The sequence below is a fragment of the Halomonas citrativorans genome (genome assembly GCF_900163645.1).
GTDB classification, from domain to species: domain Bacteria; phylum Pseudomonadota; class Gammaproteobacteria; order Pseudomonadales; family Halomonadaceae; genus Vreelandella; species Vreelandella citrativorans.
Genome location: NZ_FUKM01000063.1, coordinates 48904 through 71490, shown reverse-complemented (window position 1 = coordinate 71490; position 22587 = coordinate 48904). Strand labels below are relative to the sequence as shown.

Here is a 22587-nt window from a genome sequence, read left to right as displayed (position 1 = left end):
ATTCTTTAACGACTTATCATCATTTAACAAATAACTGCCGCGGGAAGTTGGCCAGCGTCTCGCAGCCTGTTTCAGTAATCAGGATACTTTCGGTAATTTCCAGCCCCCAATCGTCCACCCAAAGCCCAGGCATAAAATGAAAGGTCATACCAGGTTGCAGGATGGACTCATCCGAGGGACGCAGACTCATGGTGCGTTCGCCCCAGTCCGGCGGGTACGAAATACCGATGGGGTAACCGCAGCGTGCGCCACCGCGGTCAAAACCGTATTTATCCATCGCCGCACCTAGCGCCATGGCAATATCCGCCGTTCTATTTCCCGGCTTAGCAACTTCCAAACCGTTTTCGATACCTTCAAGAAGGGCCGATTCAGCACGAATGAAGTCGGTCGGCGGTCGTCCCAGAAATACGGTACGCGACATGGGCGCGTGATAGCGCTTAAACACCCCGGCAATCTCAAAGAACGTGCCCTCGCCTTCACGAAACGGCGTATCGTCCCAGGTCAAATGTGGAGCAGCGGCATCTTTACCGGTTGGCAGCATGGGGACAATGGCAGGGTAGTCACCACCATACACTTTCCCGTTTTCATCGAAAAAGCCTTCTATCCCCACCCGGTAGATTTCCGAGACCAGCTTGCTCTTGGGAAGCCCCGGCTCGATGACTTCCAGAATACGCGAGTGCATGCCTTCAACAATCTTGCCGGCAATGCGCATATAGGCGATTTCCTGAGGCGACTTGATTGCCCGGCACCAGTTCACCAGTGCATTGGCGTCGATAAAACGCGCGTGGGGCAGCTCACGTAGCAGACTCTGGTAGGCTTTGGCGGTGAAATAGTAGTTATCCATCTCCATACCCACTACGCCGGTATGCCAGCCGCGATCAGGCAAGATCGACTGCGCCAGATAATCCATCGGGTGCATATCCGGATTTTGAACGTAGTAATCCGGGTAATAAGTAATATTGACTGGGTCAATCCAACAGGTGCGCAGTGCGCCGTTAGCGTCCATACGACGCCCAAACCATACCGGCTCGCCTTCCAGGCCAACCAGTACACATTGGTGTACGTAGAATGACCAGCCGTCGTAGCCGGTCAGCCATGCCATATTCGACGGATCACTGACGATCAATACATCAATGCCGCGGCCGGCCATTTCAGCACGCACCTTCCACAAGCGCTGTGCATACTCTTCACGCGTAAAGGGCAGGGAAACCTGAGTCATCGGGCAACTCACCATCAAAGATCACCAAGAACCGGTGCGCGTTTTTTACGCCAAGCAACGGGGCACAAGGGCGACCAGGCTACCGCCATTGAAGGCTTGCCAATGTCGTCTTAGCCCGATACTAGCACCACCCCGTGGTTGCGGGTCAAAGCCTTTATTTAACTCATGTTGCCGGCTCTCTTAACCGGCTACGTAAAAGCTTCAGTACGGCGCGCTCATCGAGGCCAATCAACTGTTAATTTTCAAGCTTATTCTCAACCAATTGCCGAAAATGCTCCAATGTACGGCCACCCAGGTAGCTCTCAACCACGCGTGGGTCAATGTAGGCCAAACGCCGTGGCATGTTACAGCTTGCAGCGTGCAGACAACCTCCCCATGATAAATAAATAGAGTGAGAGACACCCATTCACCACGCAGGAGCCGAAATGAAAATTGTTGTGCACACCGATGATGCCACTCAATGGCGCGACGCCCTTTCCGAAGCGCTTCCTAACGCAACGGTCGTGACCAGCGACGCTCCCGAAGAGGCACGACAAGATGCTGACTATCTTGCGGTATGGAAAGCCCCCGCGTATCTCTTGAAAGAGCAGACTCGGCTTAAAGGCATCATCAACCTGGGCGCAGGAGTAGATCACTTACTCGGCACACCAGGGCTGCCCGCCAATGTTCCCATCGTGAAGTTGCGCGATGCGGGCATGAGCGAGCCAATGGCCGACTACGTACTTTACGGCGTCTTACATTTTTACCGCAGTATGGACCGTTACGCCGTTCAGCAAGCCAACGCTGAATGGCAGCCGCAACGCTTGGCAGACAAAGCTGATTGGCCAGTAGGTGTGCTCGGCCTGGGCGCTATCGGTGCGCATGTTGCCAGCACCTTGCAGCAAGCGGGATTTCCGGTGCTGGGCTGGAGTCGTTCACCCAAAACCATCACAGGTGTACAGTGCCTACATGGTGATGAAGGACTGGACGAGCTTCTTGGCCAAGTGCAAAGCGTGGTTACTATCCTGCCCGATACCCCCGCCACACGGAGTATTCTTAACGCCGAACGGCTCGCCAAACTGCCCAAGGGCGCCAGCGTGATCAACCCAGGCCGAGGCAGCTTGATGGATGAACAGGCGCTTCTTGAGGCACTGGGTGATGACGCTACGCCAGGCCACTTGCGCGGCGCGTTGTTAGATGTTTTTTGTGAAGAGCCGCTGCCCGCTAAAAGCCCCTTATGGCAGCATCCCCGAGTCATCGTCACACCCCACATGGCAGCGCCCACTCCGGTGAATGATGCGATTGACCAAGTCATTGCCTACCTGCATGCCTTTGAAGCGGATGAAGACCTGCCTACGGTTAACCCCACACAAGGATACTAAGTCCGTTAAAACCAGCATGGGCGCCTCTGTCTACATGAAGCGGGTGGCGCTTCTTTCATCGCGATACACCACCAGCATCACGTGCGCATCAAATGTTAAGATGCACACTCAAAGCGCTTAAACTGTTTGCCAAGCTATGGAAGCACTTGGCTGATATGGTTTGAGGTACTTATCTTGTAAAAGCTGGCCTTGTAAAAACGGGCCTCGTAAAAAAGAGAGCCGCTGGAACGAACCCTTTGTTTACTCGTCAATCAAACAGGCTTTTAAACCCAAGACAGCCCCGCTTATCGGGCTTATGTGAAAGCAGCGCTTGCTAACCAGGATCGCTTGCTCATAAGGAGTAACAGGATGCGACCCGCCCGTTTAAATGCTGTATCGGCTTGTATACTGTTGGGCACCGCCTGTCTGTCGCTCAGCTCTCTACCGGCCAATGCGAGTGAAGAAACCGCCAGCAAGTTTGCTGACATAGCGCCGGACATAGCACCGAAAATAGCGCCGTTTGAAGCGCAATACCGGCTGGAAACCCGCAACTGGCCAAGTGCAACGATTACCCATACGCTCAGCCAGGAAGGCCAGCATTGGCTAAGCGATATGCGCTTTTCATTGGCCATTGTCAGCGGTCAAGAGTACAGCCGCTTTTCAGCGGATGATGACGCCGTCCGTTCACTGCTTTTTAGCAGCAGCTACTCGCTTCTTGGCGTAGGCGACAGCTATCGATTAACCGATAACGATATTGCGACGCTTGATCGTCAAGCCGCGCTGGTTGATCTCTCTCGACGGGCAGGCCATGAAACGTGTACGCGCAGCGCACCGTGTGATCTCGATTTTGTTGACCACCGCGGCCGAGATGAGCACTTCCAGTACTACGCTACGCCAGGCACGCACACGGTCAACGTGCCCGCTGGTGAGTTTGAGGTACAGCAGGTCATTTTGACGGATATCGAAAAGCCTGACCGCCATCTGGAAATCAACTTTCACCCGGACTGGCCCGGCCTGATTGTCTCGGCGGAGTATCAAAAAGAGGGTCGCCGCCAAACCCGCATCAGGCTTACTCAATTTAACCCTTAAGGCGCCACACCCTACATGCTGTCTGGATTATTGATTGTTCTTCTGCCTCTGATAGTGGGCTATTTACTACGCATTCGCTCTCCTTACCTCCAACAACTGATCAACCGTGCCGTTAGCGGCTCGGTTTATCTTATTTTGCTCTTCATGGGGGTAGGCCTGGCAGGACTTGAAAATCTAACCAGCCAGCTTTCGCGGCTGGGGGGCAATGCATTGCTGCTGTTTAGCATTACCACGACGTTTAACCTGGCCGCTTTGTGGTGGCTGTCTCGCCGGGTAGCACTACAAGCGGGGGATTCACCTGTGGTTAAAAACGCACCGACCAGTAAGCTAGCCGCCATGCAAGGCTCGTTACTCTTGCTGGCCGTGGTGGCGGTCGGCGTTATAACAGGCCTGCTGCTGGGCCCAAGGCTAGGCGAGACGCTTTTTACGGCCGCAGAGCTGTTAGCTGAATGGGTGCTTTACGCGTTGTTAGTACTGATTGGCTGTCAGCTACGCAACTCCGGCATGCCGCTTAAGCAAATTCTGCTCAACCGGCTGGGGCTTGCTATTGCGATAACGCTGGCCGTTAGCTCGCTACTGGCGGGATTGGCCGCCGCCCCCTTGCTCTCGCTTAGCTGGAATGAAGGGCTCGCCATGGCGTCTGGCTTTGGCTGGTATTCACTGTCGGCCATTTTAATTGGCGACCAGCTAGGGCCGCTAATGGGCGGCGTGGCGTTTTTTAACGACCTTTCCCGGGAACTCCTGGCGTTTATTTTGATTCCGCTAGTGATTCACCGCCACACCGCCCTTGCCATTGGCTATGGCGGCGCCACATCAATGGACTTTACCCTGCCTGTGATTCAACAGCACGGCGGCGTCGCCTGCGTGCCCATCGCAGTGGTTAGCGGGTTTATTCTTTCGTTGCTCTCGCCCCCTTTGATTCTGTTTTTTCTCTCGCTTTGACGCTTCATTGCACGCTACAAAAACGCTGTGAGCTACCCCCACAGCGTTTTAAAACTACTCCCGTTTAATACGTGCTGTAGCTCTCCAGCTTGCTGTTTAGGTGCATACGAACGTTAGCGCTGCGGTCATCAAGGGAGTGCTGAATGCCATCGGTGTCATGCATTTCCATTGAATAAGTGAAAACGGGAGGCGATTAAGCGCCTGCTTTTGCCGCCCGCGCGGCGTGAAGCTTCTTGTAACTTTCAATCAAACGTTGATGACGCTCCAAACCATCAAGCTGCATGTTGGTGGGCGTCAGACCGTAAAAGCGCACGCTGCCTTCCACCGAGCCGACAACCGCCGCCATGGTCTCTTCGCCAAACATGCGCTGGAAGTTAGGAAGGTAGTCGTCGATTTCAAGCTCGTCGTCCAGGGCAATTTCCAGCACCGCGTTCACCGCCTGGTAGAAGAGACCACGTTCAACGGTGTTGTCGTTGTACTGCAGCAGCATCTGCACGCAATCAAGTGCTTCTTCATGACGGCCAAGCGCCAAGTAGATCAGAAGCTTAAGCTCCAGAATGGTGAGTTGGCCCCATACCGTGTTTTCATCAAACTCAATGCCGATCAGGGTGGTGATATCGGCGTGATCATCCATCTGGCTCTCTTCAAGGCGCTCGACCAAGTCGGTGAGCTGGTCATCCTCTAATTGATGCAGATTGAGGATATCCTCACGGTAATCAAGTGCCTTGTTGGTGTTATCCCAGATCAAGTCTTCAATCGGATACACCTCAGAGTAGCCCGGCACCAGAATACGGCACACCGGCGCACCGAGATCCTCATGGATCGCCATGTACACCTCCGCCCCCAACTCCTCGAAGATGCCAAATAGCGTTTCGGCCTCTTCTTCGTTGGTGCCGGAGAAATCCCACTCGCTGAACTCGAAATCCGCCTTAGCACTGAAGAAGCGCCAGGAAACCACACCAAAGGAGTCGATAAAGTGTTCAACAAAGTTGTTGGGCTCGGACACGGTCTGCGAGTTGAACGTTGGCAGCGGCAGATCGTTCAGGCCTTCAAAACTGCGACCCTGTAAAAGTTCGGTCAGGCTGCGCTCAATCGCCACTTCAAAGCTTGGGTGGGCGCCGAAGGAGGCGAACACGCCGCCGGTGCGCGGGTTCATCAAGGTCACACACATCACCGGGAACTGACCACCCATGGAGGCGTCCTTTATCAGCACTGGGAAGCCCTGGGCCTCAAGCGCCTTAATGCCTTCGACAATATTTGGGTACTTCGCCAGCACATCTTGCGGTACATCCGGCAGGGTCATCTCCTGCTCCAGAATTTCCCGTTTGACCGCCCGCTCGAAAATTTCCGACAAGCACTGCACCTGAGCTTCCACCAGCGTGTTGCCCGCACTCATGCCATTGCTTAAGAACAGGTTTTCAATCAGGTTGGAAGGAAAGTAGATCGTCTCGCCATCTGACTGACGCACAAAGGGCAGCGAGACAATGCCGCGCGCCTCATTGCCGGAGTTGGTATCAATCAGATTCGAGCCGCAAAGCTCTCCTTCCGGGTTGTAGATCGCCAAGCAGTGCTCATCGAGAATTTCAGCGGGCAGTTCATCGTTAGGCCCTGGCTTGAACCACTTCTCATTGGGGTAATGCACGAATTCGCTATTGGCGATCTCTTCACCAAAGAACTGATCGTTGTAGAAGAAGTTGCAGGATAAGCGCTCAATAAACTCGCCCAGCGCCGAGCAAAGTGCGCTCTCTTTGGTCGCGCCTTTTCCGTTGGTAAAGCACATGGGCGAGGCCGCATCGCGAATATGCAGCGACCAGACATGAGGCACGATATTACGCCAGGAGGCGATCTCAATCTTCATGCCAAGATCAGCCAGCAGCGCGCTCATATTGGCGATGGTATCTTCAAGGGGTAAATCCTTTCCCTCGATATAGGTACGCTCGCTGCCTTCCGGGGCGCCCATCAACAGCGCCTGGGAATCCTCATCGATATTCTCGACGGTTTCGATCTGAAACTCAGGGCCGGTTTGAACGACCTTCTTGACCGTGCAGCGATCAATCGAGCGCAGAATGCCCTGGCGATCTTTCTCGGAAATATCTTCGGGAAGTTCGACCTGTATCTTGAATATCTGCTTATAGCGGTCTTCCGGGTCGACGATATTGTTCTGCGAGAGGCGGATGTTTTCAGTGGGAATATCCCGCGCGTTGCAGTACACCTTCACAAAGTAGGCGGCGCACATGGCAGATGACGCCAGAAAGTAGTCAAACGGGCCAGGCGCCGAGCCGTCGCCCTTGTAGCGAATCGGCTGGTCTGAAATAACGGTGAAGTCGTCGAACTTGGCCTCCAGGCGGAGGTTATCGAGATAGTTGACTTTGATTTCCATGAGCGGGCATCCAGAGCAATGAGTGTGCCTGGGCGGTTGAAAACAGAGCCCTCGGCGAATTGCCGCCCATTATCCAGTTTTTGACCCGCTTCGTCTTGGTAAGTCTCGTTAAGCGCTTATTCAGCACTGAACAGAAACGGAAGAGCTTCGTCTAGCAGCGTCTCGGGGATCTCTTCAGCAATATAGTGGCCGCAGGGCAGCGCTTTGCCTTCTACCTGAGTCGCCACCTTGCACCATTCGCTTAGTGCATCAAAGCAGGCTTCAATCGCGCCTTCAGCACCCCACATCACTTTTAGCGGGCAGGTAAGTTTTACACCAGCGTCGATATCGGCCTGATCATGGACTAAGTCGATCGTGGCGCTGGCGCGGTAGTCGCCACAAATGCCGGTCGCGGTGCCGGGCAGTGCCAGGCAGCGTTCGTATTCCTTCAGCGCTTCAGGAGTAAACGGCGCCATCCCGGCACTGCGCGCACCCATCACACTTTTCAGGTACTGGGCCGAGTCGCTATTGATCAGCATTTCAGGCAGCGGCTGGGGGCGAATCAGGAAGAACCAGTGCCAATAGCTGCGCGCAAAGGCCTCGTTGGTGCCGCGGTACATGGCAAGGGTCGGCGCAATATCGAGAAGCACCATACGCTCAACGCGTGAGGCGTAGTCAACACCCAAGCGGTGGGCGACCCGCGCACCGCGATCATGCGCCAGCACTTTGAAGCGCTCGAACCCCAGATCACTCATCAGCTCGGCCATATCAGCTGCCATGGTGCGCTTTGAATAATTGAGATGCTCGGCGTCATCGTCGGGTTTGCCGCTATCGCCGTAGCCGCGCAGGTCGGCGGCTATTACGGTGAAGTGCTGGGCAAGCGTTTCAGCCACCTTATGCCAGATCACATGGGTTTGCGGGTGGCCATGGAGCAGCAGTAACGCGGGGCCGTGGCCTCCTATACGAAAAGCAATACCAACACCCTTTATGTAACGCAAATGCTTTTCAAACCCTTGGAACATGGCAGGCTCCTGGCTCAGTAATCGATATGAATAAACCGGTGGCTTAAAGGGTTGCTCATTCAACTGGCGACGTCAGCACCTGCTCGAACAGCAGCTTTTCAAACACTTCCATGGGCGCGTCTGACTTCAGCGTCTTGGTACGCAAAATTGCCCCTTCCCAGCCGGAAAGAATAAAGCTTGCCAACTGATGGGGGTCCTGGGCTTGAGTGAGAGCTCCCTGGGCCTGGGCTGCCTGCAGGCAGTGAGCAAAACGTGCTTCCCAACGCAGGAACGCGTGATTCAGCGCCTCGCGAAAGCGAACACTCTGCCCCGCCATCTCCTGTCCTAAATTGCCGATCAAGCAGCCGGCCGCATGGTCGCGCTCGCTCATATAAGCGCGGCTAGTGGCAAAGTAGCGCTTCAGGCGGTCAAGAGGGGGTGTCATCGGATCTTCAAGCAGAGCTACCAGACTAGCATCATAGTCGTTGGCAAACCGCTCAATCACCGCCAGGCCAAAATCTTCCTTACTGGAAAAGTAATGGTAAAACGACCCCTTGGGCACGCCGCAGGCGTTAAGTACGGCATTGATGCCCGTTGCGTTATACCCTTGTTGGGTAATCAGCTCAGCACCAGTATCAATTAACTTATCGCGGGTGGCGGTGTTTTTCATACGCTTGCACAAGACTCATCGGCCGGACGGTATTTATGAGAAATAGGTGTCGTGATAAGTCGCAGGCATTTAGGTTAGCGAAGAGTTGCACGCTATTTTCATAATGCTTACCTAATCTCTGCGAGCCAGTGCGTGATGCTAGCATGATACGCTTCTTATACCGGAATTTTCGCTTTTACTACGTTTTCGCTCTTGCAACGGGTACTCCGTGTTAATAAAACCTCATGACTCTTTCTCCTCGATGCAACAAGGCCGTGTCCGTTTAGGCGCCGTACTGGCCCTGTTGGTGTTTGCCATCGGCTTAGCCTGCGCCTGGTGGATTATCAACCAGCCGCCGCGTATTGAGCGGCGTGCTCCTCCACCACCCACGCCGCCTGTCGTCAATGTCATGACGGTCGAACAGAGCGCCCATTCACCTCTACTGAGCGGCTTTGGGCGAGTAGAAGCCGAGCAGACAGCCCTGTTGGCCAGCCGCGTGGCAGGTCAGTTGGAACGCTTTGGGGACGGTGTTCTGCCTGGCCGGGTGGTCGAGCAAGGCGCGCCAGTAGCGTACATCGACCAGGCCGATTTGCGCCTTGCCCTGGAAGACGCCGAGGCCCAGCTAAGCAATGCCCAAGCGCAGGTGGCGCTTGAAAATGCCGAACAGCAGCGCGCCCGTAGTGAGTACGAGTCGTTTGGGCGCCAGCTTTCCGCCGAGCGACGCTCGCTGGTCCTGCGCGAGCCTCAACTTCGCCAGGCCCAGGCTCAACTTACTCAGGCACGTGTGATACGCGACCAGGCAGCGCTCAACCTTGAGCGCGCAACACTGACCGCCCCGTGGAAGGCGATGGTGCAAGAGCGCTTGGTGGGCGCTGGCAGCCTGCTAAGTCAAGGAACCGAGGTGATTAACCTGGTCGGTGTTGAGCAATTCTGGGTGCGCGCCTCGTTGCCCGGCGATGCACTTGAATGGCTGGCGCCGGGTAGTCAGGTCACGATTACCAGCCGGGGCTGGCCAGAAGGCGCTTCGCGGGAAGGCGCACTGATATCGATTTTACCTAATCTGGAAGAAAGCGGACTTCAGGCACAACTGTTGATTGCGGTGAATGACCCATTGGCGCTGGATACCGATGGCCCCGCGCTGCGCTTGGGCGATGTGATGCGAATAGCCTTTCAAACTCAGGCGCAGGAAGACCTGATTGCCCTGCCCTCAGCGGCGCTACGCCCAGGTGAGCGCGTTTGGTGGGTGGATGATGAAGACCGCCTACACAGCACAACGGTGTCGCTTGCCTATCGGGGTGAAAATGAAGCGCTGGTGCGCAGTGGCTTGGAGCCTGGCCAGCGCGTTGTCATTTCAGGACTTGCACAGCCCCAGGAAGGACAACAGGTTCGCGTTCGCTCGCGTAACGATGCGCCCACCCGTGATGAGGAGAGCAGCTAATGCGTCGCGGTCCGCTTGCCTGGATGATTGACCATGGCGTTGCCCCTAATCTGCTGATGCTGCTGTTTATCGTGGGGGGGCTTATGGCATCGCTCGCGATAAAAAAAGAGGTCTTTCCTGAGTTTGAAATTGAAATTGTTCAGGTCAGCATCAGCTACCCCGGCGCCACGCCAGAAGATGTCGAGCAGAGCCTACTGCTCCCCGTTGAAGCGGCGGTATCGAATGTAGAAGGTATTGATGAGCTGACCTCCAGCGCTGGTGAAGGCAGCGGTATGGTCAGCGCGACGCTGATTGACGGCGTCGATGTGATGCGCGTTTATCAGGATATTCAGCAGGCGGTCAACGCCATCACTACCCTACCCAGTGCCGCCGACCCGCCCCGCTTCACGCTAGCGGGCAGATCGCGCAGTGTGGTCAGCCTTCAAGTTTACGGCTCGGTTGGGCTTGCCGCCCTTCACGACGCCGCCGAGGATGTGCGCGCTGAACTGCAGGCCGCTGAGGGTATTTCGCGCGCCGAGCTTTCGGGCAATCGCGAGCGCGAGATCCAGATTCATCTGGATGAAGAAGCTATTGAGCGCTACGGGCTTGATCATCAGCAGCTTGCCAGTCGCATTGGGGCTGAAGCGCTGGACCTGGCAAGCGGCCAACTCACCACGGCTGAAGGCGAGTGGCTGGTGCGCTACCAAGGCCGACGCAACAGCGCCGCCGAGTTTGCCGACCTGCCAATCCTTACCACTGCCCAGGGCACGCCCATTTTTCTGGATGATATCGCCCGCGTGAGCAACGGCTTTGCCGAAACGGATCGTGAAGAGTTTTACAATGGCGAGCCGGGCCTATCGGTCAATATCTATCAGGTGGGCCACCAGACACCGACCAGCATTTCCGAGGCGGTATACGGCGAGCTGGAGCGCTTGCGAGCGGGGCTACCACCGGGCGTTAGCCTGGACGTTGCACGCGACAGCTCAGAAATATACGAGGACCGCTTAAGCCTGCTGTTGAAGAATGCCTGGATGGGCCTGGCGCTGGTGATGGTGCTCATGGCACTGTTTCTTGAAGCGCGGCTGGCGTTTTGGGTCACGCTGGGTATTCCCACTGCCTTTTTGGGCGCCATGCTGTTCCTGCCCTGGATCGGCGTCTCGCTGAACATGATGTCGATGTTCGCCTTCATTATCGCGCTGGGGATCGTGGTGGATGATGCAATCATGGTGGGCGAAAACATCTATAGCTATCGCGAGGAAGGCTACTCTCTGCGCGATGCGGCGGTAAAAGGGGCCGGTGAAATTGCCGTTCCGCTCACCTTTGCCATTTTGTCGAATATCGTGGCGTTTCTGCCCTTGCTGTTTTTACCCGGCTTTTTGGGCATGCTGTTTGCCACCCTGCCCGTTGTGGTCGTCACGGTGTTTTTAATCTCCTGGGCCGAAGCGCTGTTTATCCTCCCCTCCCACTTGGCGCATAGCCGTAAACCGCGTGAAACACCGGCCTGGCAGCGGCCGCTGGAAGCGTTGCGCCAGCGCCTGCAGGGCGGGCTGCATCACTTTACATACCATCAGTTTGAACCGTTTCTTCAACGCGCACTTAATCAACGCTTACTGAGTGTTTCCATCGGCGTTGCGGTGCTGGTGGTAGTGCTAGCGTGGTCAATGAGTGGACGGCTGGGCTTTTCACTCATGCCCCGTGCAGAGTCAGATCAAGTTCAGGCAACGGTAACGCTGCCAATTGGCACCAATATCAGCGTTAGCCGAGAACTTAGCCAACAGCTACTGGACGCCGCCCAGCAGTTGAGCGAGCGCGAAGAGACACTGGCCTTTAGCAGCACGCGCAGCCGCCTGGACGGAGAAGAGTTGCAGGTACGGCTCGATATCGCCAATGACAGCCTGGAAGCCTGGCCACCTTCACGTATTGCAGGTGAATGGCGCGAGCTGGCGGGGGATTTAGTGGGCGCCCAGTCGGTACGTTTTGAGTCAGATTTTGGCGGCCCCGGCAGCGGCGCTGCGCTTAGCCTGCGCTTATCTCACCCCGATACCCAAGTGCTGGAAGCCGCCGCCACCCGGTTGGCCGAAGTGCTTGGTGAGTATGGGCTGACCGATATTGACAGCGGGATTGGCGATGGCAAACCCCAGCTTGAAATGCGCCTTTCCGCAGAAGGCCGGGCGCTAGGCCTGACCGGCAGCGACCTGGCCCAGGCACTGCGCGGACCTTTACAAGGTGCCACGGCGGTTGAGCAGTTTGTGGGCCGCAGCGAAATTAGCGTAGAGGTACGCCTGCCCGAAGCCGACCGCGCGAGCTTAAACGAACTTTACCGCATGCCAGTACGCACACCCGACGGGCTTAGCGTGCCGCTTGCTCGTGTGGCAGACATTACCTTAAGTCAAGCCTCAAGCAGCCTGCAACGCATTGATGGCAGGCGCATTATCACCGTGACGGCGGACTCAGAGGGCGATCAAACCATTAACCAGGTACTGGCCACCCTTCAAGAAGACGTGTTCCCAACGCTTACAAACTCTTGGCCGGGGCTTGAGGTCAGCCTGGGCGGCCGCCAGCAGGATACCGCCGACAACCTGGCAGCCCTTCGCACCGCCATGTGGCTGATGCTGGCCGCACTTTACGCACTGCTGGCGATTCCCTTCAGAAGCTATTTGCAGCCCTTGCTGGTGCTTGCGGCCATTCCGTTTGGCGTTGTTGGTGCTGTGGTGGGCCACATGATTATGGGGTTTGGGCTTTCGATTATCAGTCTACTGGGCATGCTGGCGCTTTCCGGTGTGGTGATTAACGATGCGCTGGTACTGATTGATTACGCCAACCGCAAGCGGCGCGAAGGGATGGCGCCTCGCGCAGCCATTGTGGCGGCGGCTACCCGGCGCCTGCGGCCTATCATGATGACCACGCTTACCACCTTTCTGGGCCTGGCGCCTATGATTCTGGAAACCTCGCGACAGGCGCGTTTTATGATCCCCATGGCGATCTCGCTGGGCTTTGGCATGATCTTCGCGACGGCCATTTTGCTGATACTGGTGCCCTGCCTTTACCTGGGCCTGGAGAACTGGCGTGAGCGTCTTAGCATGCCTCGCCAACCCCTTCAGGAGGGCACTTCCTGATGGCCGTTACCTTGCCCACTTGGCGTCCATCCCGGCTAGGACTAAAGCTGTTCTCGGCCATACTCAGCGTTAACGTGGCCATTTCCGCCACCATGTTTCTAGCCGTTTCCTACAGTATCGACCGTGGTTTTATCGACTATTTAAACCAGGCCCAGGAACGCCGTGCCATGCTGCTGGCCGATGGTTTGATTACCCGCTGGGAAACCCAGCAGGACTGGCGCTGGCTTGAACACAACCCGGAACGCTGGCCGCATATCGTACGCTTTGAACTGGGTCAGGAGCATCGTGAACGCCCCTCCCCCCTGGGCGAAGCGCAGGATTTTGCGCTGCGTGCGCCAAACGGCGCCTTTGTCATTCCGCCCATGAATGGCCGCATGGGCCCCGGCGATTGGCGCTGGCTCACGCTCCACAGCGACAACGAGGCCATTGGCTCGTTAGGGTTTCGCCCTCCTCAGCAGATGATGGAGCGCATGGAAAATCGCTTTCTAGAACTTCAACAGCGCAACCTGGTAATTATTGTTATCTCGATTGGACTAGCATCGCTGCTGCTGGCCGCTGGGCTCTCGTGGTGGTTAAGTCGACGTACGCGGGCACTGGCTATCGCCACGCGGCGGCTTACCGAAGGCAACTACCATACTCGCCTACCTGAGCGTGGTCGGGATGAGCTTGCCCGTTTGGCGCGGGATTTCAACGTGCTGGCGGCGACGCTAGAAGCCAACCGTGACGCCCGTGCACGCTGGGTCTCCGACACCGCCCACGAACTGCGCACGCCCTTGGCCGTGCTACGTGGAGAGATTGAGGCCATGCAGGACGGCATTCGCCCACTAAATCAGGAAAACCTCAGCTCGCTGGCACAGGAAGTTGCCCAACTTGAGCACCTGGTCGCCGATTTACGCCTGCTTTCGCAAAGCGATGCTGGCGCGCTTGATATTCATCTGGCCCCCATGAATCTTAGCGAAAGCCTGGCCAGCCGCCTTGAAGATGCAGACCGTTGGCTCAATGGCAGCGGCCTTACGCTCACGACGCACATTGCCCCCGACGTGATAATTCGAGGTGATGCCCAGCGACTGCATCAGCTATGGAATAATCTGTTGGATAACAGCTGTGCCTACACCGATGCACCGGGAAAACTTCAAGTAACGCTCAACATTGAGCGTGCCCACGCAGTGATTGTTTGGCAGGATAGCGCACCGAGCGTTCCAGAAAGTGAGCTTTCCCGACTTACCGAGCGCCTTTACCGTGTTGAAGGGTCACGCAACCGGGCAAGCGGCGGTAGCGGCCTGGGGCTATCCATTGCAAGCGCCCTGGTGATTGCGCACGGTGCAACGCTTGAGGCATCCAATGCTCCGCTAGGCGGGCTTTGCTGGACCTTACGTTTTCCGTTACTGACTTCCCATTAATGACAAGCGAGCCCGCCATGTCCCAAGACGCCCCGCTATTGATTGTTGAGGACGAGCCCAAAATTGCCCGCCTCATGGATGATTATTTAAGCTCCCACGGTTTTAATGTTGCAACGCTAGGTCATGGCGACAATGTGATACCCTGGTTGCAGCAGCACCCCACCACGTTGGTGCTTTTGGATGTCATGCTGCCCGGCAAGGATGGTTTGACGCTCTGCCGGGAAATACGTCAGGCGTGGCCTGCTATCGCGATTATTATGGTGACCGCCAAGGTAGAGGAAGTAGACCGACTGCTAGGGCTGGAGCTGGGCGCCGATGACTATATCTGCAAACCTTTCAGCCCCCGCGAAGTAGTCGCCCGCGTGAAAGCGGTACTACGCCGCAGCCAAGCACTTGCCGAACAGGCCCACACCCCTGAGGTAGCGGTTTCAACCCCCGTGACCCTAAATGACGATGGCTGGCAGGCGCTAGCCAACGGCCATGACCTGGGCCTCACCGCGGTTGAATTTCAGCTGCTGCGGGTAATGATGCAGTCACCTGGACGAATCTTTAGCCGTGAGCAGCTAATGGATCATATGTACCGCGACAACCGGATTGTTTCTGAACGCACCGTCGACAGCCATATTAAAAAGCTGCGCAAAAAAATCACCGAAGCCCTCCCCGAGCAGGAGATCATTCGTTCGGTGTATGGGGTAGGGTACAAATATCAGCCCGAGGGCTAACCCGCAGGATTCAAAGGCCTACAAGCGCCCCCACAACCGGCTATCAGAGCTCAGCATTTGACCAAGCCGCCTTGAACGCGGCTTGGCAGATGAGCCTTGGCTGTCAGTCGCTTTTTCGATAGCGCAGATAATCCAGCACCATGGAGACAGCGTGTGCTTCACGTTCCTGAATCATGGCAATGTGCGAAAGATCTTTATCGAAAATGATCGACAGCGTATGGACATTAGAGATGTAGAAATACCCTAATGCGGCGATAGAAATGTACAGCTGAATCGGGTCCACATCCTGCCGGAACACGCCTTTTTCTGCACCCCGCTGGATCAGAGTTCGGATTTGAGCAACCAGCGGTGAATGCAGTTGCTTCACTTCCGGCAGCGTTTTCAAAAAGCGTGCATAGTTGAGATTTTCCGTCGTCAACAGGCGCAAGAACCAGGGGTTCTGATGAAAATGCCGGAAGGTAAAACGCACTAGCCGATCCATGGCTTCTTCCGGCGAGTACTGATCCAGGCTTAACTCTCGCTCGCCAGCACGAATCGTCTGATAAGCGCCCAGCAATACGATTTTGTAGAGCTCTTCCTTATTGCCAAAGTAATGGTAAAGCAGGCGTTTATTAGCACCGGCTTTTTCTGCAATGCTGTCGACGCGAGCACCCTCAAAGCCCCGCTCGCAAAATTCATCGTGCGCAGCTTTAAGAATGTCTTGTCGAGTTAAGTCCGGATTGCGTTTACGACCCACTGATAAGCACCTTGTAAGTTATTCGAATGACCGCATTACGCTCCGTTTTTGACAGGCCATTTTATTACTAGCCTCACCTTTTTCAGACCTCGCAAGAGCAGGCGGTTAACAGCCGGGATACTCAGCAGGATTGCAATAACGCTAATTAGACATAGTACCAAACTCACCGGGCGGGTAAAGAAAGGGGTCATGTCACCTCCGGTCAGCGCAAGCCCTCGGCGGAGGTTGGTGTCGAGCAAGCTACCCAGAATGATGCCCAGCACAATAGGTGCCATGGGATACTTCATTTCTCGCAGCAGGTAGCCGGCTAACCCGAAGAATACCATCACGTAGACGTCAAACATTTGCTGGGAAATGGCAAACGAACCCACCACGCAGAGCACATAGATCACCGGCATCAATTTTTGCCGAGGTACGCTCAATACTTTGACCAGCAATTTGGTCATCGATAGACCATAGATAGTAATGGCCACCGTGGTGAACAGCAGCATCGCAATAACCTGATAGAGAAAATCCGGGTTCTCAATCATCAGCATTGGGCCTGGCCGAATATCATGAATATACATGGCGGCGATGAGGACGGCGGAGGCGGTAGAGCCGGGGATTGCCAGCGTTAACACCGGGATCAGCGCGCCAGGAATGACAGCACTATTACCGGTTTCTGCTGCGGTCAGCCCTTCATACGAACCCTTGCCAAATTTTTCCTTTTCCTTACTGGCGCGACGTGCGGCGGCATAGGAAGACCAGCTGCCGATATCTTCGCCCACACCGGGGATAATGCCCACTATCGTTCCAATGATTCCGGATCGAATCGCCGTTCGGCGGTAATTCCAGACATCCCTAAAGTGAGGAATAGTGCGCCCTTGAGAAACAATTACTTGGGCGTCCAGCTTACGCCGCATAACGGTCAAAATTTCAGCAAACCCGAAGGCCCCCACCATGGCGGGGATAATGTCGATGCCGCCTGAAAGATTGGAAATGCCAAAATCGAAGCGCCGGAAAGCATGCAGGCTTTCCATCCCGATCATGGCCACCAGCAAGCCAAGCAACCCGGCGATATAACCTTTCAAGGGATCGTCGGCACCGGTCAATCGCCCAGAGATGACAACCCCAAAGACCGCCAGCCAGAAGAACTCATAGGAACCAAAATTGAAAGCAAACTCGGCCAGTGTGGATGCCAGTATGGCCAGGAAGAAAATACCAACGAAGGTGCCAATCGCCGAGCTTGTAGTGGCCAGCCCCATTGCATAACCGGCCTTCCCCTGCTGGGCCAGTGGGTAGCCATCCAGACTGGTTGCTGCGCTGGCTGGAGTGCCGGGGATATTCAGCAAAATGGCACTGCGTCCACCACCGTAAATGGCCCCAACGTACATACAGATCAGCGTCAGAATGGCTTGGTCACCCGGCATGCCGTAGGTGAGTGTTACCAGCAACGCCACCCCCATGGTGGCTGTCAGGCCCGGCAACATGCCGATAACAATTCCCAGCAGGCTCGCCCAGGCAATATTAAAAAGGCTCATTGGGGTCATAAAATGCCCCACGCCTTGGGCCAGCATGCCGAGTTCTTCCATCATAAACATAGTGACTTCCTCATAGAGCCCTTCATGGCAGACGCACCAGGAAAATTTCCTGGAATACCAGCGTGACTACCAACGCCACCACTACCGATTGGATGCCTGCCAGGATCAAGCAACGCGCCAATGGCACGGGTTTAGCGGTCAAATAGCGCTCAAACAATACGATTGAGACAAAAATATACACACCGGTAGCCAGCCAAAACGGTAACCAGCCGACCAATATCAGTGCATAGCTCAACGTTAGAATTAACATGGCCAACAGACGTCGGGATTCTTCGTTAGCCAGCATAGCGCGCAGGCTATTTAGGGGGCTGAAGTGCCTACTCGCCCCCTGACGCCAAGAGCGCAAAGCCAAGAGCAGACCGCTGAGCGCCAGCAAACCACCCAGAATCATGGGTACCAACCCGGGAATGGTTGAAGGATGTATACCTCTCGACTCAAGGCGTGGCATGGTCCAGGACAAATAGAAGACCGTTAGACCCAACACCACAAATACAATGCCGGTGACCAGGTCGGCTTGGCTCAAACGGTTGGAGTTATTCGTCATCGGTCATTTCTCCTATGGGTAGGCAAATAACATTGATAGATGAACGGAACCACAGGCTTGGGTAAAAAGCAGGGGCAGCCTTCCCGGCCGCCCTCACTGTCACTGGGACACTTCGCTGCGCGTTTCACAATCAATACCGATTTCGATGGGATCAATCTCAGCCTCGCCGCGGTCAACGTAGGCACAGGCTTCTTGAATAGCGATCGGCATGGCCCGCTCACGCGCTTCATCGCCATAGGATGGGTCAAAGATGGCGCCTTGCCTGTCCGCATAATCCTGCAGTTCCTGGGACGTCATAATATGCTCCTCCCAGATGCGGTCCATGGTGGCGACGACTTCATCCGGCGCGCCACGCGGGATGAAAATCCCGAAGTAGTCAGGTGCGACGTGTATGTCGGGCAGCCATTCAGTGATGGGCGGAATGGGCTCGTCCATGCCATCAATCGTTAAGGAACGATCACTTAACACGGCCAAAGGCTTAAGCCGCCCGCCACGGAGCATCTCGGCCTGTTCCACGGCCAGCTGAGTGGTCAGCATGGCTTCGCCGCGTGCTGCCGCCACCACGGCGGGATTGCCACCGTCGTAGGTGATCATGTTGTAGTCAAGGCCGCCCTCATCGCTGAGCGTGGCAATAGCGGTCCCGCCGGAGGATGTCACTCCAGCGGTTGCCACGGTGATTTGATTGCCACGTTCGTTCAATGCCTCAAGTAGCTCGCCGAAACTATCGAACTCGCTGTTGGAGGGGACGCTGACCACCGGCACGTTAGCGACCGACAGGTAAATATGCCAATCATCAATATCCGTGTCTTCAATCAGACCGGTAATTGAGTAGTTAGCATTATTGGCGATGGCATTGGCGGTCCAAGTGTAGCCATCTCGTGCGGATTCCAACACTTCCCGTGTACCAATAGCACCGGAGGCACCGCTTTGGTTTACCACCACCACGCTCTGACCCAAGTGCTCTTCCAGGAGAGCGGCGGTTACTCGGGTCACCTGGTCAGTAGAGCCGCCCGCGCCCCAAGGCACGATGATGTTAATGGGTTTCGTGGGCTGCCAATCTTCCGCCAGCGCGGACCCCGTTAAGGTGACAGCCGCTATTAAACCGCTGCTCAGTGTGGTCTTAATGACATTCATAGCTCTCTCCGTTGTTGTTATTTAAGCGACTTTAAAGCCGCTCTCGTTTGCTCAAAGGGATTCATGGACTCCGAACACGTTTGATACGTTTATTTTTATAGTAATCGTCGCGCTTTGGTTTTAATTACGGCTTAGCTTTAATCACAGTTTCGTTTTGATCACAGTGTCATTGATTTACACCACCGTCAGATAACGCTCCTTACACACCTGAAGCACTTCCTCGGCGGGCTTCTTCCACCAATGATCCGCAGAAAATATCTCCACCTCATGGAAGCCCTGGTAGCCTTCGGCTTCGACCCAGCTGCGAATCAGCGGTATATCAATGACGCCATCGCCCATCATGGCGCGATCCAGCAGCATGTCAGACATCGGCATGCGCCAGTCGCAGATATGGAAAGCCAATAGCCGTTCCTTGCCAGCCCGCTGTATCTGTTTCTTCAACTCTGGGTCCCACCACACATGGAAGACATCGAGCGCTATGCCGACGCCTTCGCCAAGCACATCGCATAGATCATTAGCCTGGCCCATGGTGTTGACGCAGGCGCGGTCTGCCGCGTACATCGGATGCAGTGGTTCTATGGCCAACGGCATACCTGCCTGGCGGGCATGTTCAACAATGCCATGCATTCCATCGAGGACCATCTGGCGGGCACCGGCGATATCCTTGGAGTGTTCCGGCAGGCCACCCACCACCAGCACTAAGCACTGTGCATTCAGTTGCGCGGCATCATCTATGGCGCGCCAGTTGTCTTCAACCGCGGCCTTGCGGGCCTCTCGCGTGGTCGCCGGGAACATACCGCCGCGACAAACGCCGGTAACGGTCATGTTGTTATCGCGTAGCAGCTGGGCCGCTTTGCTTACCCCGCACTCTTCCAGCTTGTCGCGCCAGATGGAAATTCCATGGATGCCCATGTCAGCATAGCCACGAATTTCCTCTTCCAGGGTCCATTGAACCTTGGTCGTGGCATCATTAATCGACAGTCGGCTAAAGTCCGTCAGTGGTTGTGCGATCATTGCGCCACCCCCCGCGTTGCCATTACGTGCGTCATGCGTTGCGTGGCCAATTCCGGATCACGCAGCAGCCCGGCCTGGTCAGCGAGCCGGAACAGCTCGGCCAAGTGCAAGGTAGAGCGGGTGCTTTCCTGCCCGCCAACCATGGTGAAGTGATTCTGATGACCGTTCAGGTAAGCCAGAAACACTACACCCGTTTTGTAAAAACGCGTGGGTGCGGCAAAAACATGGCGAGCCAGTGGCACTGTTGGCGCAAATATTCGGTGATAGGTGTCTAGATCCCCCGCGTCCAATGCAGCCATGGCGGCGGCGGCTGCCGGGGCGATAGGATCGAAGATACCCAGCAACGCATGGCTATAGCCCTGTTCGTCACCGGCGATCAGGTCGGGATAGTTGAAATCGTCTCCCGTGTACATTTTTACGCCAGCGGGCAAACGCCGACGCATGGAGATCTCCTTGTCCGCATCCAGCAGCGAGATCTTGATACCGTCTACCTTGGCGGCGTGGCGAGCAATAATGTCGATACAAACCTCCATGGCCTGTTCTGTATCAGCATGCCCCCAGTAACCGGTTAAAGCCGGATCAAACATATCGCCAAGCCAGTGCAGAATGACCGGCTCCTGCGCCTGAGATAGCAGCCGGTCATAGACGCGGCCGTAATCCTCTGGCGAGGTAGCCAAGGCCGCCAATGCGCGGCTGGCCATTATGATCAGTCGTCCACCCAAGGCTTCAATCGCGCTCATCTGTTCTTCGTAGGCGCGGATGACTCCGTCTATATCCTTGTAGTTCTCCGGCCCCAAGTGGTCAGTACCGCAACCGCATGCCAGGGTGGCGCCTGGCATATCGCGCGCGGCGTCGATTGAACGACGAATCAGTTCCAGGCTAGTCGGCCAGTCCAGTCCCATGCCTCGCTGAGCCGTGTCCATCGATTCGGCAACACCAAAACCCAAATGCCACAGGTGCCGCCGATAGTCGATGGTACGCTCCCAGTCAATGGCAGTACCCAGCCAGGGATCAACCAGCGCCAGCGGGTCAGACACTACATGAGCTGCTGCATAGGCAACCCTCGATTTGGGAGCACCAAGGTTTTCCGTGAACGACAGTGGTTCGCCCAGTTGATACGCAACCGGTTTGCCAACATTGTCAGGCAATATCAGTCGGGGGCTCATTTCACTTCTCCAGCGCAGGTACGTCAAGCCAACGGCGCTCGGCAGAACTTTGCAGCGCCAGCTCGGCAAATTGAACGCCCTTGGCCGCTTCGCGCAGCGTCCAGCGGTAAGGCGCGTCTTCCACCACGTGGCGGATGAACATTTCCCATTGATGCTTGAAAGCGTTATCGGTCGACTCACGCTCGGGGACTTTCTGCCAGTCGCCGAAGAAGTCCATTGTCTGCTTCTGGTCCGGGTTCCAGGTGGGCTTGGGAGTTGCCTCACGTGGCTGAATGTAGCAATCGGTTAGGCCTGCGACGGCTGAACCATGGGTGCCATCAACATGAAAGGTCACCAGGTCATCGCGGCGCACCCGGGTGTTCCAGCTCGACTTGATATGCACGATAGCGTCGTTATCGAGCTCCACCGTCGCATAGCAAGCGTCATCAGCCGTTGCCTTGTAGACATTACCGTTTTCATCCCAGCGTTCGGGAATGTGCGTTTTACCCAAGCACACCAGAGATGTCGGCTCACCAAAAAGGTTATCGATGACATAGCGCCAGTGACACATCATGTCCAGGATCATGCCGCCGCCATCTTCCTTGCGGTAGTTCCAGGAAGGACGCTGTGCAGGCACGGTGTCACCCTCAAACACCCAGTAGCCGAAATCCAGATCGACACTCAAAATGCGCCCGAAGAAGCCGGTATCGTTAAGCTGTTTTAGCTTCAGCAAACCGGGAAGCCAGAGCTTGTCTTGGACAGCACCGTTCTTGACACCCGCTTGTTCGGCGGTACGGGCGATATCGAGGGCATCGGCCAGGTTTTCAGCAATCGGTTTCTCGCAATAAACGTGCTTGCCCGCACTGATCGCCTTGCGCAGTAATTCACAGCGCAACTGTGTTGAGGCCGCGTCGAAAAAAATGCGGTCATCCTTATTGGCCAGCGCCGCATCCAGGTCGGTGGTCCAGCGCTCCACCTTGTAGGTTTCAGCAAGGCGTTTGAGCTTGTCTGCATTACGGCCTACCAGGATCGGGTCGGGGATGACTCGATCGCCATTACTCAGGGTGACACCGCCTTGATCGCGAATAGCCAGAATCGACCGAATCAGGTGCTGATTCATGCCCATACGGCCCGTAATGCCATTCATGATGATGCCTAAAGATTGTGTAGCCATTGACTA

18 protein-coding genes are annotated in these 22587 nt (G+C 55.8%); 7 read left to right on the top strand and 11 right to left on the bottom strand.

Features of this window, described 5'->3' with window-relative positions; translation table 11 throughout:
* Nucleotides 1–19 precede the first annotated feature (19 nt).
* Entirely contained in the window at nt 20–1219 is a 1200-nt protein-coding gene (gene doeA / locus CZ787_RS18365; RefSeq protein WP_087111969.1) for an ectoine hydrolase DoeA, read from the bottom strand.
* Nucleotides 1220–1644: 425 nt separating this feature from the next.
* Here doeA and CZ787_RS18360 point away from each other — a divergent pair, with 425 nt between their 5' ends.
* The 3 genes from CZ787_RS18360 to CZ787_RS18350 all read left to right on the top strand — a co-directional run bounded on the left by CZ787_RS18360 (nt 1645) and on the right by CZ787_RS18350 (nt 4590).
* The gene (locus CZ787_RS18360; protein ID WP_087111967.1) at nt 1645–2580 is read left to right on the top strand and encodes a 2-hydroxyacid dehydrogenase; all 936 of its coding nucleotides are present in this window, start codon (nt 1645–1647) and stop codon (nt 2578–2580) included.
* Between the two features lie 348 nt (nt 2581–2928).
* On the top strand, nt 2929–3648 hold the full coding sequence (locus CZ787_RS18355; protein WP_087111965.1) for a hypothetical protein: 720 nt from the start codon (nt 2929–2931) through the stop codon (nt 3646–3648).
* Between the two features lie 15 nt (nt 3649–3663).
* A complete protein-coding gene (locus CZ787_RS18350) occupies nt 3664–4590 on the top strand; it encodes a lysine exporter LysO family protein (RefSeq protein ID WP_087111963.1) in 927 nt (308 codons plus the stop codon).
* 193 nt (nt 4591–4783) lie between these two features.
* On the opposite strand, the gene CZ787_RS18345 is transcribed toward CZ787_RS18350, so the two are convergent.
* The 3 genes from CZ787_RS18345 to CZ787_RS18335 form a co-directional block, all read right to left on the bottom strand.
* Nucleotides 4784–6970 (bottom strand): OsmC domain/YcaO domain-containing protein, encoded by a 2187-nt coding sequence (locus CZ787_RS18345; protein ID WP_087111961.1) that lies wholly within the window; start codon nt 6968–6970, stop codon nt 4784–4786.
* 116 nt (nt 6971–7086) lie between these two features.
* Complete coding sequence (locus CZ787_RS18340) at nt 7087–7971, bottom strand: alpha/beta fold hydrolase (RefSeq protein ID WP_087111959.1); 885 nt, start codon at nt 7969–7971, stop codon at nt 7087–7089.
* Between the two features lie 55 nt (nt 7972–8026).
* Nucleotides 8027–8620 (bottom strand): TetR/AcrR family transcriptional regulator, encoded by a 594-nt coding sequence (locus tag CZ787_RS18335; protein WP_087111957.1) that lies wholly within the window; start codon nt 8618–8620, stop codon nt 8027–8029.
* Between the two features lie 241 nt (nt 8621–8861).
* Here CZ787_RS18335 and CZ787_RS18330 point away from each other — a divergent pair, with 241 nt between their 5' ends.
* The 4 genes from CZ787_RS18330 to CZ787_RS18315 are packed head-to-tail and all read left to right on the top strand — an operon-like array spanning nt 8862 to nt 15254.
* Nucleotides 8862–10037: an efflux RND transporter periplasmic adaptor subunit gene (locus CZ787_RS18330; RefSeq protein ID WP_087111955.1), complete on the top strand. Its 1176-nt coding sequence runs from the start codon at nt 8862–8864 to the stop codon at nt 10035–10037.
* Nucleotides 10037–13132 carry an efflux RND transporter permease subunit gene (locus CZ787_RS18325; RefSeq protein ID WP_087111953.1) on the top strand — a complete coding sequence of 1032 codons (3096 nt, stop codon included), beginning with the start codon at nt 10037–10039 and terminating at the stop codon, nt 13130–13132. The genes CZ787_RS18330 and CZ787_RS18325 overlap by 1 nt, the downstream gene beginning before the upstream one ends.
* Complete coding sequence (locus tag CZ787_RS18320; RefSeq protein ID WP_087111951.1) at nt 13132–14532, top strand: ATP-binding protein; 1401 nt, start codon at nt 13132–13134, stop codon at nt 14530–14532. Before CZ787_RS18325 ends, CZ787_RS18320 begins: the two co-directional genes overlap by 1 nt.
* A gap of 17 nt (nt 14533–14549) precedes the next feature.
* Nucleotides 14550–15254: a response regulator gene (locus CZ787_RS18315; RefSeq protein WP_087111948.1), complete on the top strand. Its 705-nt coding sequence runs from the start codon at nt 14550–14552 to the stop codon at nt 15252–15254.
* Between the two features lie 103 nt (nt 15255–15357).
* Here CZ787_RS18315 and CZ787_RS18310 read toward each other — a convergent pair whose 3' ends face one another.
* The 7 genes from CZ787_RS18310 to CZ787_RS18280 all read right to left on the bottom strand — a co-directional run bounded on the left by CZ787_RS18310 (nt 15358) and on the right by CZ787_RS18280 (nt 22581).
* Nucleotides 15358–15990: a TetR/AcrR family transcriptional regulator gene (locus CZ787_RS18310; protein ID WP_087111946.1), complete on the bottom strand. Its 633-nt coding sequence runs from the start codon at nt 15988–15990 to the stop codon at nt 15358–15360.
* A 35-nt stretch (nt 15991–16025) separates the two neighbouring features.
* On the bottom strand, nt 16026–17570 hold the full coding sequence (locus tag CZ787_RS18305; protein ID WP_217883902.1) for a tripartite tricarboxylate transporter permease: 1545 nt from the start codon (nt 17568–17570) through the stop codon (nt 16026–16028).
* A 22-nt stretch (nt 17571–17592) separates the two neighbouring features.
* Nucleotides 17593–18114 carry a tripartite tricarboxylate transporter TctB family protein gene (locus CZ787_RS18300; protein ID WP_087111944.1) on the bottom strand — a complete coding sequence of 174 codons (522 nt, stop codon included), beginning with the start codon at nt 18112–18114 and terminating at the stop codon, nt 17593–17595.
* Between the two features lie 99 nt (nt 18115–18213).
* Nucleotides 18214–19248, bottom strand: coding sequence for a Bug family tripartite tricarboxylate transporter substrate binding protein (locus tag CZ787_RS18295; protein ID WP_176372258.1), 1035 nt, complete (start codon nt 19246–19248; stop codon nt 18214–18216).
* A gap of 174 nt (nt 19249–19422) precedes the next feature.
* Complete coding sequence (locus CZ787_RS18290) at nt 19423–20262, bottom strand: sugar phosphate isomerase/epimerase family protein (RefSeq protein ID WP_087111942.1); 840 nt, start codon at nt 20260–20262, stop codon at nt 19423–19425.
* Nucleotides 20259–21428, bottom strand: coding sequence for a dihydrodipicolinate synthase family protein (locus tag CZ787_RS18285; RefSeq protein WP_087111940.1), 1170 nt, complete (start codon nt 21426–21428; stop codon nt 20259–20261). The genes CZ787_RS18290 and CZ787_RS18285 overlap by 4 nt, the downstream gene beginning before the upstream one ends.
* Nucleotide 21429: 1 nt before the next feature.
* A complete protein-coding gene (locus tag CZ787_RS18280; protein ID WP_087111938.1) occupies nt 21430–22581 on the bottom strand; it encodes a Gfo/Idh/MocA family protein in 1152 nt (383 codons plus the stop codon).
* Between the last annotated feature and the right edge of the window lie 6 nt (nt 22582–22587).